General features: G+C 64.6%; 23 protein-coding genes. 15 read left to right on the top strand and 8 right to left on the bottom strand.

The annotated features are described in order from the left end of the window. Window positions 1-4: 4 nt before the first annotated feature. Together NU688_RS26250 and NU688_RS26245 are read right to left on the bottom strand one after the other, a co-directional pair. Complete coding sequence (locus NU688_RS26250; protein WP_257863799.1) at window positions 5-1,606, bottom strand: FAD-dependent monooxygenase; 1,602 nt, start codon at window positions 1,604-1,606, stop codon at window positions 5-7. 2 nt (window positions 1,607-1,608) lie between these two features. Then, window positions 1,609-2,190 (bottom strand): GAF domain-containing protein, encoded by a 582-nt coding sequence (locus NU688_RS26245; protein ID WP_257863797.1) that lies wholly within the window; start codon window positions 2,188-2,190, stop codon window positions 1,609-1,611. A 74-nt stretch (window positions 2,191-2,264) separates the two neighbouring features. On the opposite strand from NU688_RS26245, the gene NU688_RS26240 reads away from it, so the two are divergent. Then, the gene (locus NU688_RS26240) at window positions 2,265-3,239 is read left to right on the top strand and encodes a LysR family transcriptional regulator (RefSeq protein WP_257863795.1); all 975 of its coding nucleotides are present in this window, start codon (window positions 2,265-2,267) and stop codon (window positions 3,237-3,239) included. Between the two features lie 12 nt (window positions 3,240-3,251). Here the strand turns inward: NU688_RS26240 and NU688_RS26235 are convergent, their stop codons facing one another. After that, the gene (locus tag NU688_RS26235; protein WP_257863794.1) at window positions 3,252-4,037 is read right to left on the bottom strand and encodes an IclR family transcriptional regulator C-terminal domain-containing protein; all 786 of its coding nucleotides are present in this window, start codon (window positions 4,035-4,037) and stop codon (window positions 3,252-3,254) included. A gap of 106 nt (window positions 4,038-4,143) precedes the next feature. Here NU688_RS26235 and NU688_RS26230 point away from each other — a divergent pair, with 106 nt between their 5' ends. The 5 genes from NU688_RS26230 (at window position 4,144) to NU688_RS26210 (ending at window position 8,799) form a co-directional block, all read left to right on the top strand. Then, entirely contained in the window at window positions 4,144-4,845 is a 702-nt protein-coding gene (locus tag NU688_RS26230; RefSeq protein WP_257863793.1) for a 3-oxoacid CoA-transferase subunit A, read from the top strand. Continuing rightward, window positions 4,842-5,498 (top strand): 3-oxoacid CoA-transferase subunit B, encoded by a 657-nt coding sequence (locus tag NU688_RS26225; protein WP_308340327.1) that lies wholly within the window; start codon window positions 4,842-4,844, stop codon window positions 5,496-5,498. The genes NU688_RS26230 and NU688_RS26225 overlap by 4 nt, the downstream gene beginning before the upstream one ends. Before the next feature lie 28 nt (window positions 5,499-5,526). Next, window positions 5,527-6,732 carry a 3-oxoadipyl-CoA thiolase gene (gene pcaF, locus NU688_RS26220; RefSeq protein WP_257863790.1) on the top strand — a complete coding sequence of 402 codons (1,206 nt, stop codon included), beginning with the start codon at window positions 5,527-5,529 and terminating at the stop codon, window positions 6,730-6,732. Between the two features lies 1 nt (window position 6,733). Continuing rightward, entirely contained in the window at window positions 6,734-7,714 is a 981-nt protein-coding gene (locus NU688_RS26215) for a tripartite tricarboxylate transporter substrate binding protein (protein WP_257863789.1), read from the top strand. 74 nt (window positions 7,715-7,788) lie between these two features. Next, window positions 7,789-8,799, top strand: coding sequence for a tripartite tricarboxylate transporter substrate binding protein (locus NU688_RS26210; RefSeq protein ID WP_257863788.1), 1,011 nt, complete (start codon window positions 7,789-7,791; stop codon window positions 8,797-8,799). A gap of 64 nt (window positions 8,800-8,863) precedes the next feature. Here the strand turns inward: NU688_RS26210 and NU688_RS26205 are convergent, their stop codons facing one another. The 5 genes from NU688_RS26205 to NU688_RS26185 form a co-directional block, all read right to left on the bottom strand. Then, window positions 8,864-10,339, bottom strand: coding sequence for a hypothetical protein (locus NU688_RS26205; protein ID WP_257863787.1), 1,476 nt, complete (start codon window positions 10,337-10,339; stop codon window positions 8,864-8,866). A gap of 74 nt (window positions 10,340-10,413) precedes the next feature. Continuing rightward, the gene (locus NU688_RS26200) at window positions 10,414-10,851 is read right to left on the bottom strand and encodes a JAB domain-containing protein (protein WP_257863785.1); all 438 of its coding nucleotides are present in this window, start codon (window positions 10,849-10,851) and stop codon (window positions 10,414-10,416) included. A gap of 111 nt (window positions 10,852-10,962) precedes the next feature. Then, the gene (locus NU688_RS26195; RefSeq protein WP_257863784.1) at window positions 10,963-12,795 is read right to left on the bottom strand and encodes a hybrid sensor histidine kinase/response regulator; all 1,833 of its coding nucleotides are present in this window, start codon (window positions 12,793-12,795) and stop codon (window positions 10,963-10,965) included. Further along, entirely contained in the window at window positions 12,792-13,400 is a 609-nt protein-coding gene (locus NU688_RS26190; RefSeq protein WP_257863783.1) for a response regulator transcription factor, read from the bottom strand. The genes NU688_RS26195 and NU688_RS26190 overlap by 4 nt, the downstream gene beginning before the upstream one ends. Before the next feature lie 104 nt (window positions 13,401-13,504). Then, entirely contained in the window at window positions 13,505-13,909 is a 405-nt protein-coding gene (locus NU688_RS26185; RefSeq protein ID WP_257863782.1) for a hypothetical protein, read from the bottom strand. A 213-nt stretch (window positions 13,910-14,122) separates the two neighbouring features. Between NU688_RS26185 and NU688_RS26180 the strand changes: the two genes are divergently transcribed. The 9 genes from NU688_RS26180 to NU688_RS26140 all read left to right on the top strand — a co-directional run bounded on the left by NU688_RS26180 (window position 14,123) and on the right by NU688_RS26140 (window position 24,605). Next, complete coding sequence (locus NU688_RS26180; protein ID WP_257863780.1) at window positions 14,123-15,793, top strand: hypothetical protein; 1,671 nt, start codon at window positions 14,123-14,125, stop codon at window positions 15,791-15,793. Between the two features lie 43 nt (window positions 15,794-15,836). Next, window positions 15,837-15,992, top strand: coding sequence for a hypothetical protein (locus tag NU688_RS26175; protein ID WP_257863779.1), 156 nt, complete (start codon window positions 15,837-15,839; stop codon window positions 15,990-15,992). A gap of 434 nt (window positions 15,993-16,426) precedes the next feature. Then, window positions 16,427-16,642: a hypothetical protein gene (locus tag NU688_RS26170; protein ID WP_257863777.1), complete on the top strand. Its 216-nt coding sequence runs from the start codon at window positions 16,427-16,429 to the stop codon at window positions 16,640-16,642. A 41-nt stretch (window positions 16,643-16,683) separates the two neighbouring features. Next, window positions 16,684-16,986 carry a hypothetical protein gene (locus tag NU688_RS26165; protein WP_257863776.1) on the top strand — a complete coding sequence of 101 codons (303 nt, stop codon included), beginning with the start codon at window positions 16,684-16,686 and terminating at the stop codon, window positions 16,984-16,986. Between the two features lie 881 nt (window positions 16,987-17,867). Next, a complete protein-coding gene (locus NU688_RS26160; protein WP_257863774.1) occupies window positions 17,868-18,566 on the top strand; it encodes a hypothetical protein in 699 nt (232 codons plus the stop codon). Window positions 18,567-18,707: 141 nt separating this feature from the next. Then, window positions 18,708-19,340, top strand: coding sequence for an SMI1/KNR4 family protein (locus NU688_RS26155; RefSeq protein ID WP_257863772.1), 633 nt, complete (start codon window positions 18,708-18,710; stop codon window positions 19,338-19,340). Window positions 19,341-20,937: 1,597 nt separating this feature from the next. After that, window positions 20,938-23,688, top strand: coding sequence for a hypothetical protein (locus NU688_RS26150; protein ID WP_257863771.1), 2,751 nt, complete (start codon window positions 20,938-20,940; stop codon window positions 23,686-23,688). Further along, a complete protein-coding gene (locus tag NU688_RS26145; RefSeq protein WP_257863770.1) occupies window positions 23,685-24,242 on the top strand; it encodes a DinB family protein in 558 nt (185 codons plus the stop codon). Before NU688_RS26150 ends, NU688_RS26145 begins: the two co-directional genes overlap by 4 nt. A 15-nt stretch (window positions 24,243-24,257) precedes the next feature. Next, window positions 24,258-24,605 (top strand): DUF2185 domain-containing protein, encoded by a 348-nt coding sequence (locus NU688_RS26140; RefSeq protein WP_257863769.1) that lies wholly within the window; start codon window positions 24,258-24,260, stop codon window positions 24,603-24,605.

The following is a 24,605-nucleotide window of genomic DNA, read 5'->3' as shown; positions in this document are numbered from 1 at the left end:
GGCATCAGTCCAGCAGTCGCGCGAGCACGGCCGAGAGTTCGGCGGCCGGATCCGACGGCGTCCAAGGCATGCGGAACGCGACGTGCCCATCCGGCCGCACGAGCACCGCGCCGCGCGGACCGAGCAGCAGGCCGTCTTTTTCGTGCGCATCGTCGAGCTGGTGCGCCTGCACCATGCGGCCGTTCTTGCCCGACACGGCGCGCGCCGCGTCCATCCACGCATCGGCCTTCGGCCCGGCGACCAGCACGAACTCGCGGTCGAACCAGTCGAGCGTGGTGCGGCGCCGCGCGAGGTCCAGCCACAGGTGCGGAAAGCGCGCGCCCGGCCGGTCGGTGGGTTCGTACCAGCGCGGGCGCAGCAGATGCTTGCCGGTGCCGTCGGGCACGACCGCGCCCTCGTCGTAGCAGAAGCCCAGCGACTGGCCAATGCTGTGGATGTGGTTGTCGCTGTCGCGAATCCAGAAGTCGATGCGGTCCTTGTTGCCCGAGCGCAGCGCCTCGTCGCAGCGGGTGAAGCGCGTCGCGTTGTGCAGGCTGAAGTCGGCGTTCGATTCGGCGACGGGGCGGCGCTCCTGCTCGTAGCTGTCCAGCAGCCGCGGGCCGGCGCGGCCGGTGAGCACGAAGGCCAGCTTCCACGCGAGGTTGTGCGCGTCCTGGATGCCGGAGTTCATGCCGTAGCCGCCGTTGGGCGGAAAGCGGTGCGCCGAGTCGCCCACCAGCAGCACGCGGCCCTTGCGGAAGTTCGCGGCCACCTGGCGGCTCATGCGCCACACCGAGCGGTTGATGACCTTCACGTCGAGGTTCGCGACGCCCGAGACGGTGCGCGCGAGCTGCACCACTTCGTCGTCGTTGCGCTCGCCGACGCGCTCGTCCACCTCGCGGCCCACGGGCAGCAGGTTGAGCCACCGGTCCTTGCCGTTCGTGTTGAGCACGGTGGTGATCGGGTAGGGCGACTCCTTGGCATAGACGCGCCAGCCCGCGCAGGTCTTCGCGTCGCGCACCTGCGAGAGGTCGGCCTGCCAGAACTCGTTGGCCATCACCGCGATCGTGGCCGGCCCGCGCATCTCGATGCCGGCCTGCCGGCGCACCGCGCTGGTGGCGCCGTCCGCGGCGATCAGGTACTGGGCCTGCCAGGTGAGCGCCTCGCCCGTGCCCACCTTGCGGGCGCTCACCGCGATGCCATCGGCGCCTTCCTCGTATTGCTCGAACTCGTGGCCGAAGAGGAACTGGCCGACCTTGCTCTTGCGCGCATGGTCCAGCAGCTCGACCTCGACCGTGTCCTGCGACTGGATGATCTTCCAGCACGGCGAGTGGCCCACGTTGGGCTCGGGGGTGGTGCGGCCCCACTCGTGGCCGGTCATCGATTCGCAGAACGCGAAGAAATCGGAGCCGTCGGGCAGCGCGTGCCGCTTCATCAGTTCGTCGATGCCCCACTGCCGGAAGATTTCCATGGTGCGCGTGTAGGTGCCGCGCGCCTTGGGGTGGTCGGTCGTCGTCGGGCTGCGCTCGAGCAACACGAACTCGATGCCGAAGCGCTGCAGGAGGATCGCCATCGACAGCCCCACGGGGCCGCCTCCGACGATCACGACAGGAATCTTTGCGGGCATGGTCAGCTCTCCATCGGCGAAGTGAAAGACATATCGGTGAAGCGGTACGCGAGCCCCGGCGCGGCCGGCACCCAGCGCGCCGCGGCGAGTGCGAGCAGGCGGATGCCCAGCACTTCGTGCGGCTGCCACTGGGGGCGTGTACCGAAGACGTTGAAGGTGGCGTAGCAGACGTCGCCGCGCAGCAGCGGCACGTTGATCACGCTCTGCAGGCCATGCGCGTGCATCTGCTCGAAGTCATCGAAATGCAGCGCCAGGGTCTGCGCGCCCTCGCCGACGAACACGCGGCCTTGCAGGAAAAGGCACTCGGTCCACGGTGTGAGCGTCTTGCGCTTGCCGCCGCCCACCGGATGGCGATCCGCCTCGGACGAATAGAAACGCCGCAGCCGGATCTCGCCGGCCGGGTCGTGCGCGGTCGTCACGTTCTGCTGGATGCTGAAGATGCTTTCACCCGCGACGAGGCTTCGCATGCGGTCCACCTCGCGCAGCGCCGCATCGGCAGTGCGGGCTTCGGCGAGCACATCAAGCAACTCGTTCAGCAACTCATTGGTGAGGGCCATGGGCTTCGATGCGGTGGCGATGGGCATGAAGAAAGTCTAGGCTTCGCAATTGCCCGAAGTGCATTAAATTCTGATGACTCGATAACCCGGGAGTTATGACCTTGCCGACCGCCCGCGACCCCGCCGCCGACCTGCAACATGCGCTGCTCTCACGCCTGAAGCTGCGCCAGCTCTCGCTCCTGCAGGCCATCGACCGCCACCGCACGCTCGGCCGCGTGGCCGCCGAAATGCGGGTGAGCCAGCCCGCCATCACCAAGGCACTGCGCGAGGCCGAGGACATCTTCGGCAGCCGGCTCTTCGAGCGCACCAGCCGCGGCCTTGTGCCCACGCCGTCCGGCGAGGCGGTGCTGCACTATGCGCAGCGCTGGCTCGCGGAACTGGAGGCGACCACGCGCGTGCTCACGTCATTGGAGGCGGGGCGCAGCGGGCGCCTGCGGCTGGGCCTCACGCAGCAAGTGCCGCAGCAGTTGCTGTCCGCGGCGCTCACGCACCTGCTGGACCGCACGCCGCGCATGGCGGTGATGACGCGCGAGGGCACCACGGACGAACTCGTCGCGAGCCTGGTCGCACGCGAGCTCGATTGCGCGATCGGTCGCTCGTACGACGGCGACGCGACGGGGCTGGTGCAGGAGGCGATCTATCAGCAGGAGCCCTGCCTCGTGGTCGCCGCGAAGAGCGTCAAGCGGCTCTCGCGCGGGCCGCTCGATTGGGCGCGCCTCGCGCAGCTCGACTGGATACTGCCGCCGCCCAACACGCCCATGCGCCGCACCTACAACGCCATCTTCGTGGGCGCGGGCGTGCAGCCGCCGGTGCCGATGCTGGAGACCACGTCGATCCGCAGCATGGAGATGGTGCTGCGCACCGAGCCGAACGCCATCGCCATCCTGGCGCGCGACGTGGTGGCCGAGATGGAGCGGGCAGGGCACTGGGCCGCGCTGCCCTATCGCCTGAGCTGGAGCCTGCCGCCGGTGAGCTTCTTCACCTCGAAGGACCTGGAGGGGCACCCGATGGTGCAGTCGCTCCGGGCCGCGGTGGGCAAGACCGCACGCGAGATGCAGCGCGCCGCGCGCCGCTGAGGCCGGAAGAAATCAGAGCAGCCGCGAGACCTGCCTCGCCGCATCGATCAGCGCCGGCAGCATCGTCTCCTGCATCACCTTTGCACTGGTGCGGTTCGCCTGCCCGCTGATGTTGAGCGCCGCCACCATGTGGCCCTGCTTGTTGACGATGGGCGCGGCCACCGAGATGAGGCCCTCTTCGAGCTCCTGGTTCACCAGGCACCACTGCTGTTTGCGTGCCTGCGCGACCTTGGCCATGAGCGCATCGATGTCGGTCACCGTGTGCTTGGTGAGCGCTTCGATGTTCGAGGCTTCGAGCCGCGCGCGCACCTCGTCGTCTTCGAGGTCGGCCAGCAGCAGCCGGCCGAGCGAGGTGCAGTAGGCCGGCAGCCGCGAGCCCACGCCCAGGCTGATGTGCATGATCTTCTTGGTCGGCACGCGCAGCACATAAACGATGTCGGTCGCATCGAGCACCGCGGCCGAGCACGACTCCTGCACCTCTTGCACCAGCGCTTCCATCACCGGCTCGGCGCGGTTCCAGATCGGCATCGACGAGAGATACGCAAACCCCAGGTCCAGGATGCGCGGCGTGAGCGTGAAGAGCTTGCCGTCGGTCACCACATAGCCCAGCGCCTGCAGCGTGAGCAGGATGCGCCGCGCGCCCGCCCGCGTGAGGCCGCTGACCGCGGCGACCTCGCTCAGTGTCTGGCGCGGCGCGCTCTCGCTGAACGAGCGGATCACCTGCAGGCCGCGCGCGAACGACTGCACATAGCTGTCGCCGGGGGCGGGAGTTTCGGAGGGTTGGGTCTGGGTTGCCATGGTGCGCGATCGTCTTTAGAATTCATTATACGAACAAATGTTCTTTAGACGAACATTCTGTTCTTTGTTTTTGTGTTCTGAATTCTTCACCCCGGAGACAAGCTTCATGATCAACAAGATCGCGCGCTCGGTCGCCGATGCCCTTGCGGGCATCCAAGACGGCGCCACGGTTCTCATCGGCGGCTTCGGCACCGCCGGCATTCCCGGCGAGCTCATCGACGGCCTCGTCGAGCAGGGCGCCAAGGACCTCACCGTCGTCAACAACAACGCCGGCAACGGCGAGACCGGCTTGGCTGCACTGCTCAAAGCCGGCCGCGTGCGCAAGATCATCTGCAGCTTCCCGCGCCAGGCCGACAGCCAGGTGTTCGACGGGCTCTACCGCAGCGGCAAGCTCGAACTCGAACTCGTGCCCCAGGGCAACCTCGCCGAGCGCATCCGCGCCGCGGGCGCAGGCATCGGCGCCTTCTTCTGCCCGACCGGCTACGGCACGCAGCTCGCGGGCAACCGCGAGACCCGCGAGATCGACGGCAAGCAGTACGTGCTGGAGTACCCGATCCACGGCGACGTGGCGCTCATCAAGGCCGAGCGCGGCGACCGCTGGGGCAACCTGGTCTATCGCAAGGCCGCGCGCAACTTCGGTCCGGTGATGGCCATGGCCTCGAAGAAGACGGTGGCCACCGTGCACGACATCGCCGAGCTCGGCACCCTCGATCCCGAGACCGTCGTGACCCCGGGCATCTTCGTGCACCAGGTGGTGCGCATCGAACGCGTGGCGACGCAAGCCGGCGGTTTCAAGAAGGCGGCATGAACATGGCATACACACGTCGCACCAAGGACCAGCTCGCAGCCCGCGTCGCACAGGACATCTTCGACGGCGCAGTCGTCAACCTCGGCATCGGCCAGCCCACGCTCGTGGCCAACCACCTGCCGCAGGGCCGCGAAGTCATCCTGCAAAGCGAGAACGGCATCCTCGGCATGGGCCCCGCGCCCGAGGCCGGCGAAGAAGACTACGACCTCATCAACGCCGGCAAGCAACCCGTCACGCTGCTGCCGGGCGGCTCGTTCTTTCACCATGCCGACAGCTTCGCGATGATGCGCGGCGGTCACCTGGACATCTGCGTGCTCGGCGCGTTCCAGGTGTCGGCCACCGGTGACCTCGCCAACTGGCACACCGGCGAGAAAGACGCCATTCCCGCCGTCGGCGGCGCGATGGACCTGGCCATCGGCGCGAAGCAGACCTGGGTGATGATGGATCTGCTCACCAAGCAGGGCACGAGCAAGCTGGTGCAGGCATGCACCTATCCGCTGACCGGCATCGGCTGCGTCAAGCGCGTGTACTCTGACCTCGCCACGCTCGAATGCACGCCGCAAGGCTTGAAGCTCGTCGACCTCGTCGAAGGCCTCACGCGCGAAGAACTCGAGAAGCTCGTCGGCCTGCCCATCTCGAATGCGGCAGCCTGACCCGTTCAATCAATCAGAGACAGATCACATGACCAACCAAGCCTTCATCTGCGACGCCGTTCGCACCCCCTTCGGCCGCTACGGCGGCTCGCTCAGCAGCGTGCGCACCGACGACCTGGGCGCCGTGCCGCTCAAGGCGCTGATGGAACGCAACAAGAACGTCGACTGGCAGGCCGTGAGCGACGTGCTCTACGGCTGCGCCAACCAGGCCGGCGAAGACAACCGCAACGTCGCGCGCATGTCGGCGCTGCTCGCGGGCCTGCCGCTCGAAATCGGCGGCGGCACCATCAACCGCCTGTGCGGCTCGGGCCTCGATGCCGTGGGCACCGCAGCCCGCGCCATTCGCGCCGGTGAAGCCGGCCTGATGATCGCCGGCGGCGTCGAGAGCATGAGCCGCGCGCCCTTCGTCATGCCCAAGGCCGAGAGCGCCTTCAGCCGCAACAACGCGGTGTACGACACCACCATCGGCTGGCGCTTCGTCAACAAGCTCATGAAGGCGCAGTACGGCGTCGACTCGATGCCCGAGACGGCAGAGAACGTCGCCACCGACTACAAGATCGAGCGCGAAGCGCAAGACCTGATGGCGCTGAACTCGCAGCTGCGCGCCGTGGCCTCGCAGAAGTCCGGCTTCTTCGATGCCGAGATCGTGCCCGTGAGCGTGCCCCAGAAAAAGGGCGACGCCCTCATCGTCAACAAGGACGAGCACCCGCGTGACACCACGCTGGAGGCGCTGGCCAAGCTCAAGCCCATCGTGCGCCCCGACGGCACCGTGACCGCGGGCAATGCCAGCGGCGTGAACGACGGCGCCTGCGCGCTGCTGCTGGCCGACGAAGCCAGCGCCGCAAAACATGGCCTCACGCCCCGCGCCCGCGTCGTCGGCATGGCCACCGCCGGCGTTGCGCCGCGCGTCATGGGCATCGGCCCCGCGCCCGCCACGCAGAAGGTGCTGGCGCTCACCGGCCTCACCATCGACCAGATCGACGTCATCGAACTCAACGAAGCCTTCGCGGCGCAAGGCCTCGCCGTGCTGCGCCTCCTGGGCCTGAAGGACGACGACGCGCGCGTGAACATCAACGGCGGCGCCATCGCGCTCGGCCATCCGCTCGGCGCCAGCGGCGCACGCCTGGCCACCACCGCGGTGAACCAGCTGCACAAGGGCGGCGGCCGCTATGCGCTGTGCACCATGTGCATCGGCGTGGGGCAGGGCATTGCCGTGATCCTGGAACGCGTCTGAGATGGGTCTCGCGCGACGCGAGCTGCTGCTGGGCCTGCTCGCAGCTGCGGGCTTGCCCGCGCATGCGCAGCAGAGCGATGCGGCCAAGCCCATCCGCATCGTCGTGCCCTTCGCGGCCGGCGGCGGCAACGACGTGTTCGCGCGCCAGATGGCCAAGGGCCTCGGCGAGCTGCGCAAGTCCGGCGTCATCGTCGACAACAAGCCCGGCGCGGGCGGCAACCTCGGCACCGAGCAGGTCGTGCGCAGCGCGCCCGACGGCAGCACGCTCCTGCTCGGCCACACGGGCACCGTGTCGATCAACCCCGCGCTCTACAAGGGCCTGAAGTTCGATGCGCGCAAAGACCTCGTGCCCGTCGCGATGTTCGCCTCGTCCGCGCTCGTGCTCGTGGTGCCCGCCGCATCGAAGGTGCGCAGCGTGGCCGACCTCGTGGCCGAAGCCAAGGCGCGGCCGGGCCTGCTCGACTACGCATCGAGCGGCAGCGGCACCGGCGGCCACCTGACCGGCGAACTCTTCGCGCAGCGCACCGGCACCAAGCTCAACCACATTCCCTACAAGGGCACCAACCCCGCGCTCACCGACTTGGCGGGCGGGCAGGTGCAGATGATGTTCAGCGTCATCCCGCCAGCGCTCGCGCTCGTCAAAAGCGGACGGCTGCGCGCCATTGCCGTCACCGGCGACAAGCGCCTGCCATCACTGCCCGACGTGCCCACCGTGGCCGAATCGGGCCTGCGCGAACTCGCGGGCTTCGAGAGCACGCTCACCTACGGCCTCCTCGCGCCGCGCGGCACGCCCGATGCGCTCGTCAAGGAGCTGGCGGCGCAGATGCTCAAGGTGGCGGGGGACAAGGAATTCCAGTCGCGCCTCGACGTGGAAGGCGCCGTGCCCTTGCTCGGCGGGCCCGCCGAGTACGCAGCGCTCATCTCGCGGGAGAGCGAGAAGTGGGCGGGGATCGTCCGCATCTCAGGCGCGACGGCGCAGTAGCAGCCGCCCCGAGTCCGCAGGGCGGTCCGAAAGAGTTTTTCAAACCAAGAGAACCGAAAGAAGAGGATCAGAGGATGACGTACACAAAGACAACACGCCGCAGTGTCGGCCTGGCCGCAGCTGCGCTGGCCATTGCTGCCGCGCTGGCGCCGATCACCGCATCGGCACAGCAGCAACAACAAGCCTTCCCCACCAAGCCCGTGCGCATCATCACGCCGTTCCCGGTCGGCGGCGGCCCCGACGGCGTGGCCCGCCTCGTGGCCGACAAGCTCTCGCGCGCCTGGGGCCAGCCGGTGGTGGTCGAGAACCGCCCGGGCGGCAACGGCTTCATCGCCATCGACGCCTTCAAGCGCGGCGCCAAAGACGGCCACGACATCATCGTGCTCGACAACGTGCACCTGGCCGCGTACCCGGCGCTCTTCAAGAAGCTGCCCTACGACAGCGCCAAGGACTTCGACACGCTGCTGCCGCTCTTCAAGACCTACTTCTTCTTCACCGTTGCCACCAACAGCAAGTACAAGACCGTGGGCGACCTCATCGCCGACGCCAAGGCCAACCCCGGCAAGCTCGACTACGGCTCATGGTCGGTCGGCAACCCGGTGCACCTGGGCTCGGAGCTCTTCGAGTCGGCCACCGGCACGCAGATGGAACACATCATCTACAAGGAAACCACGCAGCTCTACACCTCGGTGGCCACGGGCGAACTGGCCTTTGCCCTCGGCAGCAGCGCCACCGCCGGCCCGCTGCAGCGCGCCAACAAGCTGCGCTTTCTGGCCGTGGCCGCGCCCCAGCGCAACGCCGCCTTCCCCGACGTGCCGACCGTCGCCGAATCGGGCGGCCCCAAGGGCTTCGAAGTGATCGGCTGGAACGCGATTGCCGTGCCCAAGGGCCTGCCCGCCTCGGTGACCGAGAAGATCAAGCGCGACATCGAGAAGGGGCTCGCGGAACCCGATGTGCTGGAGAAGTTCAAGAGCTTCGGCTATGAGCCGTTCCCGACGACGCGGCCGCAGTTCGATCAGTTTGTGGCGAGTGAGACGCAGCGGTTTGGGGATGTGATTAAGAAGGCGAATGTTTCGCTGGATTGATTGGGGCGATCCTATTTGTCATGCTGCTCGTTTGCCGAGCGGCATGGCAGGAAGTATTTTGTTATTAAGCGTCCGGCAGCGCTGATTGAATTTTCTGGAGTTTCCCAAACCTCTGTTCAATTAAAAGATCAATTCTCTGAGGGGTGGAATGTCCTTTCCTTTGTCGTTTGATTTCTGCATCCGCTTCCTTAAGTAAGTTCACGACAGAGCCCTCCGACATGAAGTAGTGTTGGATCATTTCGAAATAGTGGCTCATTCCTTCAGCTACAAACCGATATCCATCAATTTCCTTCGTCACTCGAAAATGTCTTTCCGCAATTTCTTCTACCTGAAACCCTTCCGTTTCAAGAGTGGCCATCAATGGCGCTGGATTGAAAATCGTGAAGACGCTTACTTCGGCAAAGACTAGCCTTTGAAGATTGATCATGCTCATCGGCCACCAGATTGGATGCGTCATCCCCGGCTTGTGATGTGTGCGACCGTCAGAGTCGTATATTGCTGTCGCAACGGTCAGACTGTTGTCAGTTCGATTGCCTACCAATAGCTCAGTTACTTGCGCTTCAATTCCAGCAAGTTTTTTGTTCAACGATGGAATTGTTCTGCTACTTAGTCTTTTGTATAGGCTGGCATGACTTTGACGAAGACCAAATACCAAAAGTCCGCCGCCCACGCGTTCCAAGGAGCTTCCCCGGCGCATTGTTGTTATCACCACCTGCTCGAGTAAATCAATATGGCCATCCATCTCAAATGCCAGGTGTCCATCAGGCGTTGACCGTAGCTGTGTATATGACGCCGAAATACGCTCCATCTGTCTACCTAATCGATCCTTAGCACGCTGAGAAAGCCCCTCACGAACGATGTCGTCGGTTTTGGGTTCCGCGCTGGGCCGAATATTCGCCTCGAAATCTTGAGCGACAAATTTGGGAGTGGAAATGTAGAGCGATACAACTAATTTTCCGTCGCGAGGTATACCGGACTTTATTTCACCTATCGCAGCTACTCGCAATTCCTTGAGGTCAACCAACGTAACGTCACCTAGTCGCAGTATCGATGTGATGCTGTGATAGAGGCAGAAGTAACCCGCAATACTGGGAACACTTCGCATGAACTCAAGTTCGGCGAAACCGCCGATCCCTGATGGAACGTGAAGCTGCTCTTGTTCGGTTAGGTGTTTTGCGAGATATTGACGGTCTTCGCGGTAGAAAAACCAGGCAAAGCCATCACCAATCGTTTTTCCGACTGAGATCGCTTGGGCAAGAACCATTTGCTGCTTTGCAAGGAAGCGCAATCGAACAACAGATTGCTTGGTTTTTCTCAATCGATTGCGCAAAATACTCTTCTCTTTTTCCTTCTCTATTTCCCGATGAAGGCTGGATAGCCGAGCGAGCGCTTCACCTAATCTTGGTTGAAACGTTTGTATCGAAACAGGCTTTGCGTCAAATATATTTCCTTCCTTAATTTTTATTAAAAAATCCCAACACTCCAAATAAGCGATTTCAGCCGAATCAACGGCGTCTTTGATTTCGGATTTATTGATCATGGGTGTATGACGCCTTGACCTCGCGTTGCGCGCGAGAATTCTAGGAATTCGACAAAAATCGTTTTAAGCAAGCATCAAAATCGCCCGTCTTCCCGAAAGCTGCCGTAAATACCATCCCCAATAATGATGAAATCTTGCAGCGGCATCCCATGAATTTCCACCAGTTCATGCAGCTTCATCGCAATGCTGATATCCGCCTCAGAAGGCTTGCAGTGCCCCGAAGGATGGTTGTGCACCACGATCAATGAACTCGCCCTCGCAAGCATCGCGTTCCGATAGATCTCCACTGGCTCCATCAGCGTCGCAGTAGCCGACCCAATCGCCGCTACCTCATAAGAAAGAATCTCCAACTGCGGATTCAAATGCAGCACGACCACCTTCTCCTTGGTCTCGTCCTGCATGTCCTTGAACAGCGCGAACACCTGTCCGGGGCTCTCCACGGGTTTGTTCAGCAGGTCGTCGTCCACGCGCTTGCGCGTGAACGTGACCTTGAGTTCTTTCAGGTAAGCCATCTTCAGTTCCTCCGGCGAGCGGTGTCCGCATATTGATAGTGCGGAAGATTGTGATGCACGCACCTCGAAACCAAGCGCGTTCGGCTCCGGTCTGTACCGCGCGCTGAGCCCCTACCGCCCAAGCGCCTGCACGTGCCCCAGAAACGCCCGAAGGTGCGAAGGCCGCACAGGCTTCACGATGACGGGCAGGCCCGCCGCGCGCGCCGCGTCCAGGTAGTCGCCTCCCACATCACCGGTGACGATCAGCGCAGGCAGTTCGGCATCACCCAGCGCCGAGCGAATGTCCTCGATCGCCTGAATGCCGCTGACCTGCGGCCCCAGCCGCAAGTCCACCACCAGCGCTTGCGGTCTGAAGCCTGCTTGCAGCGTGCCCAGTCCGCCCTGCACGTCGCTCGCGGAGCGCACATCCATGCCCCAGGAAGCGAGCAGCCCGCCGAGCGCCTGCAGCGAACTCTGGTCGTCGTCGACCACCAGGATTCGCATCGCCAGCGCGGTGGTCGATGACGATGCGGCGGCAAAGGAGCGTTCGGCCTCATCCAGCCGTTCGCTCGCGTCGGCATCGGCCAGCGGAAGCTGCAGTTCGAACACGCTGCCTTGCCCCGGCACGGAGTGCGCCGTCACCCGCAGATCCAGCAGGTCGCTCAAGCGCTTGACGGTGGCCAGCCCCAGGCCGTAGCCCAGGCGCCGGTCGCGCGCCGGGTTGTCGACCTGAAAGAACTCTTCGAAAACCTGCGGCAAATGCTCGGCAGCGATGCCGATGCCCGTGTCCTCCACCGACAGCCGCAGCCGGCCGCCGGCGATGCGGCTGCCGATGCGCACCTGCCCTTCGCGCGTGTAGCGGATGGCGTTGGCCAGGAGGTTGGTGACGACCCTGGCCAGCAAGGCCCGGTCGCTGCGCACGGCCACGTGGCCGGCAGCAATCTCCAGGCGCAGCCCCTTCGCGGCGGCCACCGCCTGGTGCGGCCGGCAGCACTCGGCCAGCAGCTCGTCGATGGCGAAGGACGACCACAGCGGGCTGAGCGAGCCGGCGTCGGCGCGGGTGATGTCGAGGAGGTCGTCCACCACGTCGGTCATGCCGTCGGCACAGGCCACCAGTTGTTCCGACATCTCTTTCACATGGCGCTCGGTGCTCACGTTGTGCACGGTCTGCGCCAGCAGTGCCATCGCGTTGAGCGGCTGGCGAAGGTCGTGGTTGGCCGAGGCGAAGAAGCGCATGCGCGCGGCCACGGCTTCTTCAGCCGTGCGCCGGGCCGAGGTGCTGCGCTCGTTTTCGGCACTCAGCGCAATCACCAGTTCGGCATTGCGCCGGCGCTGCGCCTGGATCTCGTGCAGCGCGGACGACAACAGCCTGGCGCTCAGCAGCGTGTAGATGCCGATCAGCGAAACGATCGACGCCAGGGCCATCTGGTAGCTGCCGCCGAACCACATGTCGCGCAGCACCAGGGGGCCGAGGATGAACGCCACATAGACGTCGGCCGCCCGCCCTATGGTGGCCAGCCGGATCGCCCCGCCCAGGGACATCGTGACCATGGTGATGTGAAGAATGGCCTCGGCCTGCGCCGGCCCGTCGTGCTGCAGCAGCACGCACAGCGCGCCCAGCGAGAAGGCCATGAGCTGGGTGACGGCGATGACGGGCAGCATCATGGCCGGCAGGTTGGCGCGAAGCCCCGGCCGCAACACCCACGCGAGCCAGATGCCCAGGCGCACGGCGACGATGACGCAGTAGACGACGAACCACGCGCGCACGCGCTGGCCGTCGGGCCCGTCCGCGTATTCGATGTAGCAAAGAGACCCCGCCATCGCGGCCAGGATCCACACCCAGGGCGTGGAACGGATCATCTGCTCCAGTTGCTGGAACTGCAGCTCCGAGAAGGCCAGGCGCGCGGCGATGAAGCCGCGTAGGCCAGACCCAGACGACCCAGACGCGGGCGCGGGGGCGCTCATCGCACGTCCAGCATCAGCCCCGCGCGCCGTGCCTGCACCAGCAGGTGGGTGCGGTTGCGCGCATCCATCGCATCGAGCAGGGCCGTGATGTGCAGCTTGACGGTGCGCTCCGCGATCTGCAGCTCGGCGGCGATCTGCTTGTTCTGGCGGCCCTGGGCGACCAGCAGCAGCACTTCGAGCTGCCGCGGGGTGAGGCCCGAAGCCGCGAGGCCGGCGCGCGGCTGCAGCACATCGAACGCCTCGCCGCCGGCCGCCACTTCGTCCAGCGCGGCGGCGATGCGCGCCACCGGTTGCGACTTGCCGATGAAGCCGGCCGCGCCCGCGGCGCGTGCGCGCGCGGCCAGGGCCGGTTCCTCGTCGCCCGAGATCAGCAGGCGGGAGACCAGGGGATGCCGCACACCGAAGAGGCGCAGCCCTTCCAGGCCGTCTTCGCCGCCCAGGCGGTAGTCGATCAGCACGATGTCCGGCGGGCATTGCGAGGCGCGCTCCACGCCCTGCCCGAGCGACAGGGCGGTCTCCACCTCAAAGTCGGGCCGTGCGTGCGTGAGCGCATGCGCAAAGCCGACACCGAACAGCGGGTGATCGTCGACAAGCAGGAGTTTCATGGTGATCCTCGGTGCGGGCCCGGCGGGCCGCGCCATCTCCTCGTGGGGCGCCATTGTCCACACCGGCTGGCGCAGCGCGGGAATCTCAGGATCGGCCGGGTCCTTCAGCAGCGGCCGGCGGCACGCAGCAATGCATTGCAAGCCGGTGCGGGCGCGGGCGCCGGCGCGGTGCCGCTCGCCGGCCTGGCGTTGGAGCGGCGCGCGGACGCGGGCGCATCGCTCTGGCGCATCTCCTGGCAGATCGCATCGCTGACCACGCGGCCCACGACCGACACCGAGCCCTCCACGTAGCAGTTGTATGTGCGGCCGCCGTCGGTCTTGGCGATGAAGGTGGTCTGCACGCCGCTGTCGGCGCGGTTCGAGATGGTGAACGCGGTGGGCGGCAGGCCCAGTGCGCGCGAGGTGTTGGTGACGATGGCGTCGTCGGTCACCGCAGTCGAGGCGCACCCGCCGACAAGCGCAGCGGCCATCAGCAATGCGAGGAGAAGAGGGGGCGGTGAATGTGTCATGCAACGGTATGAAGTTCAGGGGTGCGAACGAACTCGCGCTCGAACACCGAGCCTAGCCAGACACCGCCCGCCGCGAAACAGCACCTTCGGGCAGGTGCGCGGACATGCCCGATGGTGCTATGGCCCTCGCCCATGCGCCTTCCTACGATTCGCCTCTCTTGAGCAGCACAGAAGGCGCCGGGCCCCGGCGTCAGCGAACGAGGAATGGCAGACATGACGAAGAAGAGCGCTTGCAGGCGGTGGATGGCTTGTGTGTGGACCGTGGCCCTGATGGCTTTGACGGCCTGCGGCGGTGGTGGCGGCGGATCCGGTGGCGGCGTTTTCCCGCCCATCGGTTTGCCTCCGCCCGCGGGTGCGGCGCATCGGCTGGACGTTGCCATCACCGGTGGCGGCCGGGTCGCCTCGCAACCTGCGGGCATCGATTGCGCTGACAGCTGCGGCGCGGATTTCGCGGCCGGCACGCAGGTCACGCTTACGGCCACGCCGGCGGCGGGGCAGGTGCTGGGCAGCTGGGGCGGCGCGTGCAGCAGCAACGCGCCCACCTGCAGCGTGCGCATGGACGCCGCGCGCACCGTGACGGCCGCGTTCGTCGCCGCGCCGCCGGTGCTCGGCTGGGGCGATGCGCTCACGCTGTCCGCCGGCGGCGCGAGCCAGCCGAAGGTGGTGGTCGATGCGCAAGGGCGCGCGCTGCTCGTATGGCGCCAGCTCGAGGCCGGCCAGTTGATCGACAGGCTGTGGGGCAGCCTCTACCGCCCGGGCGACGGCTGGAGCGCGCCGCAGCGCCTGGAAGCCAACAGCGGCAGCGTGCGCGACATTCGCGTGGCCATCGACAAGAACAGCGGCCGTGCCGTGGTGGCATGGACGCAGCTGAGCTCGCCGGGCGCCTACGACATGTGGGCGCTGCAGGTCGACCCGGCCACCGGCTGGGGTGCACCGGCGCTGCTGGAAACAGGCGCCGGCACGGTCGGCTTCGCGAGCACGGGCATCGACGCCAACGGCAACGCGGTGGCGGTGTGGTCGCAGATCGGCCCGGCCACGCGCTTCAGCATCTATGCCAATCGCTACACGCCATCGGGCGGCTGGGGCACGGCCGAACTGATCGAGACCGACGAGGTCTCGGGCGTGGTGAACGGCGATCCGGCCGTGGTGGTCGCGGGCTCGGGCGAAGCGCTGGCGGTGTGGAAGCGCTCCACCGGCATCAGCTCATCGCTGTGGACCAACAGCGCCAACGCTGGCGGCACCTGGGGCGCGGCGGCGGAGCTGGTGCCCGATGCCGGCACCTCGCAATCGATAGGCGCGCACGACCTGGCGATCGACGCCGGCGGCAACGCGCTGCTGGCCTGGGGCCAGGTCGACCTGCCCGGCGGCAGCAACCAGTGGGAAAGCGCCGTGTGGTTCAAGCGCTTCTCGGGTGGTGCATGGCAAGGCGGCACGGCACGCGTGGGCGCACCGTTCCTGTCGACGCAGGCCTTCCTGAGCACACCGGTGCTGCGCGTGAACGCGGCCGGTGCGGCGGTGGTGAGCTGGGGGCGGCAAGACAACGCGCTCATGGCCGCAACCGCGGCATCGGGCGCGGCATTCGGCGCGGACACAGTGGTGCGGGCGGCTGCTTCGCAAGCGCTCACCAGCCTGCCCGGCCTGGGCATGGACGACGCGAGCAACGCGATCGCCGCGTGGACGCAGGCCCCCGGCGACCTCTACACGTCGCGCCACACGCTGGCCGAAGGCTGGGGTGCGCAGGCGCTGCAGGAGACCAGCGACGACGCGGCCAACACGCCCGATGTCGGCATGGACGAACTGGGCAACGCGGTGTTGGCCTGGCAGCAGTTCGAGCCGAGCGCGGGAACGCGCATCTTCGTGCGCCACTACGCTTCAGGCAGGTAGAGCGACCGCCTTCCACATTCCATTCAGGCGCGCATGCCGTGCGATGGCGCCTGAAGGCGGATGTGCTGTATCGACCGTCGCCGAATCGGGCGGCCCCGAGGGCTTCGAGGTGATCGGCTGGAACGCGATTGCCGTGCCCAAGGGCCTGCCCGCTTTGGAGCTTCAAGTGCGGCTCGGCAACGACCCGCGAAAGTCTTGAAGCTGTGTGAGCATCGACGACAGAATGCGGCCAGGATCAAACAGTCGCCCATACCTCTCAAATGCTCGATGCGCTCGTCTCACCATGGTCTTGTCTTGGCGCCCTTGTCGGGTTAGCGCTCGCGGTAGTGGTCCATTGGGCCGCGCCGGGCGACGTCGATACGGTTCAGGCCGGGGCATGGTTGGTGGGTATTGGTTGGGTTGCAGGCCTTGCGTGGGACCTGATAGATCGCGGGAGCTCCAAGTAGCCCGTCGGCCCTCGACGCCCGTTGCGGGTTCAGCAGGAAAGGCAGAATGCGGCCATGACCGGCCGGTCGACCGCGCCGACAAAAAGAATCCGTAGCGGGAATTCAACCGAGGTATGAAGTGAATCGAGCCAGCGCCTACGCAGCACTTTCAGGCGAGTTGGAGGCATGCCGCCGGCTACCTCGGCTCATGCTTGTCGAACTGATTGGCTCAAAGCCAGCCTCGAAAGTCATCGTCGTCGACGATGAGGAACTGCTGCTTGAAGTACAAGCCGCATGGGATTCGCCAAAGAGGATGTCCGTTCGAGTTACCGCAATTGCCTACGGCCCTAGCCATCTGCAAACGGAGCGTCTCGAGGAGCATCTGACCGTTCCAATTTTCGATGCTGGCGACATCGCTCGCTGACGAGTTCGGCCAAGACCAGACATTCGCCCAAAGATCCTGACATGACGAACACAAACCCTCAGTGGCCCTTTGACAGCCCTCCTAACGTAGCCTGCATCACCGTCCGGGCGATCGTGGACAGTGGATCGCCGATCCTCGTGGCAGTCCGAGACGCGGACGACGGAGGCTGGCAATTTCTGACCGGAAGTGATGTCACTGAAGCTGATGCGATGATCGTTTCGCTACAGAGCATGGTGAACCGCGACCCAACCCTGTTGCATCTCGCTGGTATTCAGCCCGGTGGTAGTGCCGTGCGAGATAGCCGCACTGCACCGTGGACCTTCCACATCGCAGGGGACCAGTAGCTCAAGCGACGGCCGTCGGCCAGAAGCGGACATTCAATCCATAGAACCATCTCTGCTCTTCATCGTTGAACAGGTATTCCAAATCTCGAACATCGGGTGTGTAGTTGCACCAGGCGTGACGCCGGGGCCGGGTGTCCCCGAAGTTCGAGCGGGAGACTCCATCCGGCTGTTGAAGCCCGATGGCGAGGTAGTCGACACACGGATTCACTCGATTCCGCACTTCAACTATGGATCGAGACCTCGCCCTGAGGTTCTCACCTTCCCATTCGTGCTGCCTCCGCAGATAGCTAAAGAGGACGTTCCCGTCGGAACTCGCGTCTTCCATCTGGCTTGACGCCGCAACCTGATGTCCGTTTTGCCCCCTCTTTTGCTTCGGCCGTGCATGGGGCTACATTCGGCCAACTGCGGACGTTCCAAGTGACCTTTCACCTCGAAGCTAATGTTTGACCAGATTCGCCAGGGAAGAAGCCCATCCGCTGTCTTCACGCAGGTTCTTGAGACAGCCCCCGCCCTGACAAACAGGCAACTCGCCTCGCTGTTCTACGAAGAGTTCAGCGAGGTTGATTCGGTGGCCATGCAGCACATCTGGTACTGGAAGTCGCCGCGCAGACCCACCGGGCATCTATCGGACGCGGAGCTAGACGGAGCTTTGGCGCCTTTGCTGCGGGCGGCTGGATACCTTGAAGGTGCGCCTTAATATTCCGCAGACGGCCAGAAGCGCGAGGGCCGCAACCGGCTACAGTCGGCCACAACCAGTCGTTCGTTGCACAAGCACAATGAGGCTATAAGCGGCCATTCGTTGGTGCCAACAGATCTCTACATTCGGGCCATCTCGCCGATGGTGACTTTCGAATCTTTTTTCTTAGTCTCCGGAAACCAGCATGAGCGTCTCTGATGATCTTCGTTTTTCGATGAGTCTCGATCAAAAGCGCAAAACCCTGAGCCAAGTTGAGATCGTTAACGCTCACATTACGAGCTTCGATGTTGGTTCCAATCTCAAGGCTGATGAAGAGATCCGGATCGAGGATGTGATCTTCTCGCGTTGCCAGATCGGCCCAGGTCGGTTCGAGATCGGTGCCGGAGTTTCACTAAGTCGCGTGGTGTTTGACAACGTGAGTTCCCCAGACTCTTTGGTCATCAGTTCGGACGCACTCCTCGACCGTGTCGTCCTGAGAGGAAAACCGAAGAACGGTGGCCTTTGGCTGAGACCGGACGAAGTGTTTGATGCGATTCGCTCCGAGCAGTACCGGAAGACTGCAGCCAATCACGCGATGAAGACACAACTCATGCTCGATATTGCAGACTACGAAGCCGACCATATCGAGGTACTTGGAATACCGATCGAGAAAGTGAAATTTGATGAGTCGAAGCATGTCGTTGTCCGCAAGGAAATGGGTGACGGTGTGGACTGGGCCACGCTGGGCATTCCGCCCGGCAGCTTTTGGCGAATCTGCCTGCTTCGACTACACACTTTCGAGGTCGATGTTGGGATATTTGGACTGCCCCTCGGAGTCGTGCAGCGTGAGGATGCCGTCGAAGAGATGAGGAGATTGCGGGCGGTAAAAAACTCGCCAACGTAGCCGTCGACGTTCTTGAATGCCAAGGGCGCTCGCAAGCACCCGCGTCAGGCACTCGGCATTGGACTGCGAGAAGCTACAGTCGGCCAATAGCCGACTTTCACAGGTTCGGTCTTCGTTGGAAACAGAAAAAGGAAAAGGCCCGTGGAAGCAGAAGCGATCGTTGCGGATTGGAAGCGCCGACTGGTTGCCATGGCAGAGAACCCTCCTTACGTTTTCAGTCGAACGCCTCAAAACTTGATTGAAGAGTATCAGTCGAACCAGATAGATTTCATCGGATTCACTGAAGCCGAAATCTTGAAAGCTGAGCTGCTTCTGCGAGGGAGATTCCCTGCTGTCTTTCGCGAATATCTTCTCCAGATGGGGCGCTCGCCTGGACGTTTGTTCAGAGGCAGCGAGCTGGCCAATTTGGTGGAACTTGAAGAGTTTCGCGTCAGCGCCGAAGAATTGATAAGAGAAACTGACACATCTCTAGCCCTGCCCCCAAGTGCAGCGGTCTTCTTGTTTCATCAAGGCTACTGCTTTACTTATGTTCTAGCAGACGGCAGCTTTGATAGCCCACCGATGCAGTGGATCGAGCAGGATCGTGAGCCAACCTCGGTGGCAGCCACGTTTGCAGATATGGTGAGCGCCGAACTGCAACTGATGGAAGAGAACGATCTGAGCTCGCATAAGTCTGGGGGCTATTGGCTCACCGTCTATCCTGGGGGCGCGACACGCGAAGATCACCCTGCGCGGGCGAGCGGCGTACGACCCTTGGACATGGTTCCTCGCTGACAAGCTAGCTCCCCGGCATCGACGTCAGACCCGGCGTGAAACGCGTTTCACAGGCTTTGTTCAGCCCCCAACTGATCGAACGCTCGACCTCAGCTTGTCGAACGACTCCGTCGTGATCGGAAGGGGGCGCCTGTCTGCGCTCCACTGGTGACTGCATTCGGGCCGCAGAGCAATTGACCCCTGAGCGTCTGCTCTCGGCGAGGCTGACCGACTCCTTCGGGCCCCAACGCGCCAAGGTGGCGACGGGCTACAGTCGGCCATAAGCGGGCGTACGAACATGCCTGCTTCCGGGTAGATTACGCATTGGCCGAGCAACTCGGCCTACAAGGAAGTGTTAACGCTCCTTACCCGGGCGTCTGCAGCGCCGACTGTTCGGGCCAGGTTCACGAAGGGAATGGGCAATGCGAGCAGGTTGGAACCCGGCACTTAGAAACAGGAACGTCGGGACGAAAGCTCACGGACATGGCTCGGACAACAAGCTTGTCATTCCAGAGTCATGGCGTGAGGCCAAACGCTTCTATGAGCGCTTGGATTCCTACGTTGTCGTCAAGCGGCGGGTTGCCGACCACGACATGACATTCATGATTGAACCCACGCGCCCTGGGTGGTTCTATCCATGCACGATCGAAGACGTCTGCTGCGCGCTTTCGCATCTTCCGCCAGCGCACGTCGCGAATTTCAGCTTGATCGTCATGCGGCAGCCTACTCGTAAGCAGAGAGTGCTCAGCCCAGTCTGGGGTCGAGCCGTCTTTGTGTTCGATGCCCCCGATTACAGTGGCGCCGCCATCGTCCTAGAGTCACAGAATGATGAGCCATTGGCTTGGCCGATCTCTCTCTCGCCGGAGCGAACACGAGAACTTGACCGGTTGCGCGCAGATGGCCATGAGGTTCGCAAGTCAAGGCGTCGGTTTGAAATTTCCACAACGCCAGACAGTCTCCGAAACACGGTGCTCTATCGGACGCTGCTCCATGAAGTTGGCCACCATGTTGACTATTCGCGAAGGTCTGCAGAAGAGTGGCGGGGGGTGACGTCAACTGAGAGGGAAGACTTTGCCCATAGATATGCTGCGGAGATGCGGGAAAGGCTCCAGGGTCTTGGCGTGATGCCGTTCGCTCGACGGATCGGCGATGGAGCGCTGTTGGAGGACGGCCTAAGACTGGAATGGTTTCAGGCCGCGCAATAGCGCCATGCCAAAAAAGGTCGAGGGTCCGCTTTTCGGAGCTGGATTCGAGGACTCGAATGTCGCAGAAGGGCCCGAAGAAGACTTTCCCTTTACTCAAAAGCGGCCCTTCAATGTGATCGCGCTCACCGGTCAGTTCGATGTGAGAAGGTCGCTATTCCGCTTGCCCACGTTTTCTAGGAAGCCATCTACGACCGGTCCCCAGAGGTCAGTCAGGGAAAGGATGTGATGGCCGTCTTGCCCTGACGCGTTTCGAGCACATGGAACCGCCCTTGTCCCGCGAGTTCGAAGTGCCGCCAGCGTCCTACCCATCTCTCGACCCGCCTTCCATTAAAGTCCGCCCTGCCCGCAACAAGCAGGCACACAGCGTGCCGCCCCAGCAGCAGCACCAGCACGCAAGAAGGGAAGGACCCCGATTGACCCCCACCGCAGTCGAAGCCGCAGCACTGGCCAGCATCGCCGAAGCCGAGCAGGTCATCGACCGCCTGCACGCCGCCAACGACCCCCTGCTCGAAGAGCACCTCTACGAAGCCTGGCTGCGCAAGGGCGAGGCACTCGCCCAGCTCGGCCGGCACCGCGAGCGCGTCGAGCTTTGCGATGCGTTGATCGCGCATGCCGATGCCGCCCCCGCCGGCCGCGCGCTCTGGATCGTGCAGGCCTTCAACGCCAAGGGCCTGGCATGGCGCGCCCTCGGCAAGGCCAATTCCGAGATCGGGGCGTACGAAGAAGTCGAGCGCCGCTTCGGCGACGCGACCACGCCCGAAGTTCGCACCTGGGTGGCCCACGCCGCCTTCCAGCGCGCGGTGGTGGCCGGCTCGCTGGGCGGTGCGTTCGCCAAGGTCGACATGGTGCGCAACTGCGAAGACATCGTCAGCCACTACGCCAACGACGCGCCCGAGGCCACGCGCGAGATCGTCGCGCGCGCCCGCATCTGGCGCGGCGAGCTGCTTGCCGACCTCGACTACCCGGCCTCATCGCGCGAGGCCTTCGACGGCATCTGGCAAGACCTGGCCTACGCGCCCGAGCCCTCTGTGGCCGCACGCGTCGGCCACGCGCGCATCAACCAGGCGATGGGCCTGGCCGAAGCCGGCCGGCGCGTCGAAGAAGCCATCCCGATGCTCGACGAGGTGCTTGCCGCCTATGCCGGCGATCCGCGCGAGGCGCTTCGCGAAGTGCATGCGCGCGCCGGGTTCCTGCGCGCCGACATGCTCGACGACGCCGGCGAGCACGCGCTGGCGCTGGCGGCCTGCGACGACGTGCTGGCCGCGCACCTGGCCGACGAGTTGCCCGGTGTCGCGCTGCGCGCCTGCCGCGCGATGGCGCTGAAGACGCATGTGCTGTTTCGCCTCCAGCGGGACGACGAAGTCGCCGCGGTGCGCAGCGCGCTCATCGCGCGTTTTGGCCATCACACCGGCGCCGACATCGAGGAGCTGATGGCCGAGGTGATGTGCCGCACCGCCTACGACGCGGAGGAGCCCGAAGACGTGCTGCCCGTTTGCGATGCATTCGATGCGCGCTTCGGCAATTCGACGCTCACGCCGGTGCGGCGGTGGGTGGCGCGCGCCGGCATGGCGCGCGGCCAGGCGCTGCGCGACATCGACCGTTCGGAAGACGCCGCCGCCACGTTCGGGGCGGTGCACGCGCGCTTCGGCAGGCACACCGGCGAGACCGACGCCGCATTGCTGCTGACCGCGGCACGCGGGGCCATGGCCGGCGCCAGCGTGCTGCGCGGGGCCGGCCGCAACGACGAAGCGATCGCGCTGTACGAGGCTGCCGCATCGGGCGTCGATGCAAGCGCGAGCCAGGCGCTGCGCGAGGAGGCCGTTCACGCGCGCCTGCAGGTCATGGCCCTGCGCAATGAGCCGGCCGATGTACAGGCGCCGATGCTGAACGCGCTGGCTGCGGATTTCGGACGCGACGCGGTGCCGAATTTGCGGAGGCAAGTGGTCGATGCGCTGTATTCCCACGCCCACGAACTGCGCGAGGCCGAGGCTTTCGAAGAAGCGATTGCGGCGTACGACCGCCTGCTCGCGCTCACGGCCGACGAGAGCGACGCGCAGGTGCTCCAGATCGTGGCGAGCGCGCTGCTCAACAAGGGCTACCTGCTGCTCAAGCTCGTGGACCGTCCGGCGGAGGCGCTGGTGGTGTACGACGAGATCGTCGCGCGCTTTCGGAACATCACCTCCGAGGCGATGCGCGACACCTTGTCGAAGGCGGCCGCGAGCCGCCAGACCTGCCTCGTCACGCTCGACAAACTTTCGGGTGCGGATTTCGGCGGCGACTTTCCCGACCTGCCGGTGGACAAGCTCGAGGAGATACGCAAGACGATCTCGCGCGGCTACGAACTCGGCGAAGTCGGCAAGCAACGCGAGGGCATCGAGCTGACCGACCAGGTGCTGGCCGAACACATCGAAGCCAGCCACCCCGAGCTGCGCAACCAGTGCTCGCGTGCGCTGACCAACAAGACCTACATGCAGCAGCAGCTGGGCCAGCTCGAACGCGTGATCGCGTGCGCAGAGGAGATGGACACGCGCTACGGCGAAGAGCTGTCGATGTCGATCCAGGAGCGCGTGGCGCTGTGCCTGGGCTACAAGAGCGCGGCGCTCGACAAGCTCGGCCGGCACGAGGAAGAGCAGGCGGTCTACAGCGACATCATTGCGCGCTGGAGCACGTCCAACGTCATCGACCTTCGCCGGCGCGTGGCGCGCGCCTTCTATTGCCAGGGCCTGACCCACAAGCAGGCCGGCGACACAGACGCCGCGCTGGAAAGCTACGCGCGGCTCATCGGCCGCGAAGAAGACGCGAAGGACGTCACGCTGCAGGTGTGGGTGGCCAAGGCGATGATCGACAAGGCGAGCGTGCGCGGCCAGCAAGGCGACCAGGCGGGGCGCGCGGAGGTCTACAAGACACTCATCGCCCGCTTCGGCGACAGCAGCGACGCGCAACTGCGCGAGCGCGTCATCAACGCGAGTGAATGGCTCGCGGAGGCGCAGGGCAAGCTGGGCCTGCACGAGCAGGAGTTCACGACGATCAGGGACACGCTGCGGCGCTTCGGCACCCAGATGCCCGAAGCGCAGAAGGCGCGCCTGAGCCACCGGCTGGGGCCGATGACGCTGGGGCGGTTTGCGCGCAAGCTGATCGAGCGGGTGAAGGGTGTGGGGCGATGAAGGAAATGCAATTGACGACAGATTCACGGACGCGAACACTGCTGCTGGCGCAGTTCGACATGGCCTGGGCTTTGGCGCAGTACCACCTGCAGGGGCTGACGACGAAGGAGTGCCTTTGGGCGCCGGCCGAGCCCTGCATCCATGTCCGCAAGGATGGCGACAGGTGGCGCGCGGATTGGCCCGACACCGAGGGCTACGAAATCGGCCCGCCTTCGATTGCCTGGACTACCTGGCACATCTGCTTCTGGTGGACCAAGGCGATCGGTCACATGGAAGGGAACGCATCGATCAACGCCGAAGACGTGCCTTGGCCAGGGGATGCCGATGGGGTTCGCTCGACGATTCAGTCCCTGCACGATCGCTGGCGCGCGTTGCTTGAGAGCACCGATGAGGCGGGTTTTCAGCGAACGCGCGAGAACAGCTGGCCCCTTCCCGACAGCGCGTTCGACAGCATCGCCGCGTGGCTGAATGTCGAGCTGATGAAGAATGCGGCTGAAATCGGCGTGGTTCGGTTTCTCCATGCGGTATCTCCCTCGTCGCGGAAAAGTCAGTGAGGAGCAAAGATCGACATGTGGCCATTCAAAAAGAAGAAGGAGCCGTGGGACGACAAGTTCGCCGCGCTCGCGCCGCTGGTGTTGGCGTCGGACCAGGTCATGGGTCCGAACCGGTTGCCCGTGTGTTTTGCCTATCGGGTGAAGCCGAACAACCCGCACGATTCGGGTTGGATCTTTCTGAGCGGCAGGGAGAGCCAAGGCGTGCTCGATGACAATCCGCCGAAAATCTGTCCCCTGAATTCTTTTCTCAAGATGGACTCCACGTTGAGCGCAGTCACGGACAAGCCCGTCGGCTCGGCATGGGAGCGCAGCGGCGCGGATGTGCCTTGGGAAGAGGTGTTCGATTTCAAGCCGCGCGGCTGA

The sequence above is a fragment of the Variovorax sp. ZS18.2.2 genome, assembly GCF_024701975.1.
Lineage (GTDB): Bacteria > Pseudomonadota > Gammaproteobacteria > Burkholderiales > Burkholderiaceae_C > Variovorax.
The sequence above is the reverse complement of the archived record's forward strand: the minus strand, read 5'-3'. Positions and strand labels throughout refer to the sequence as shown.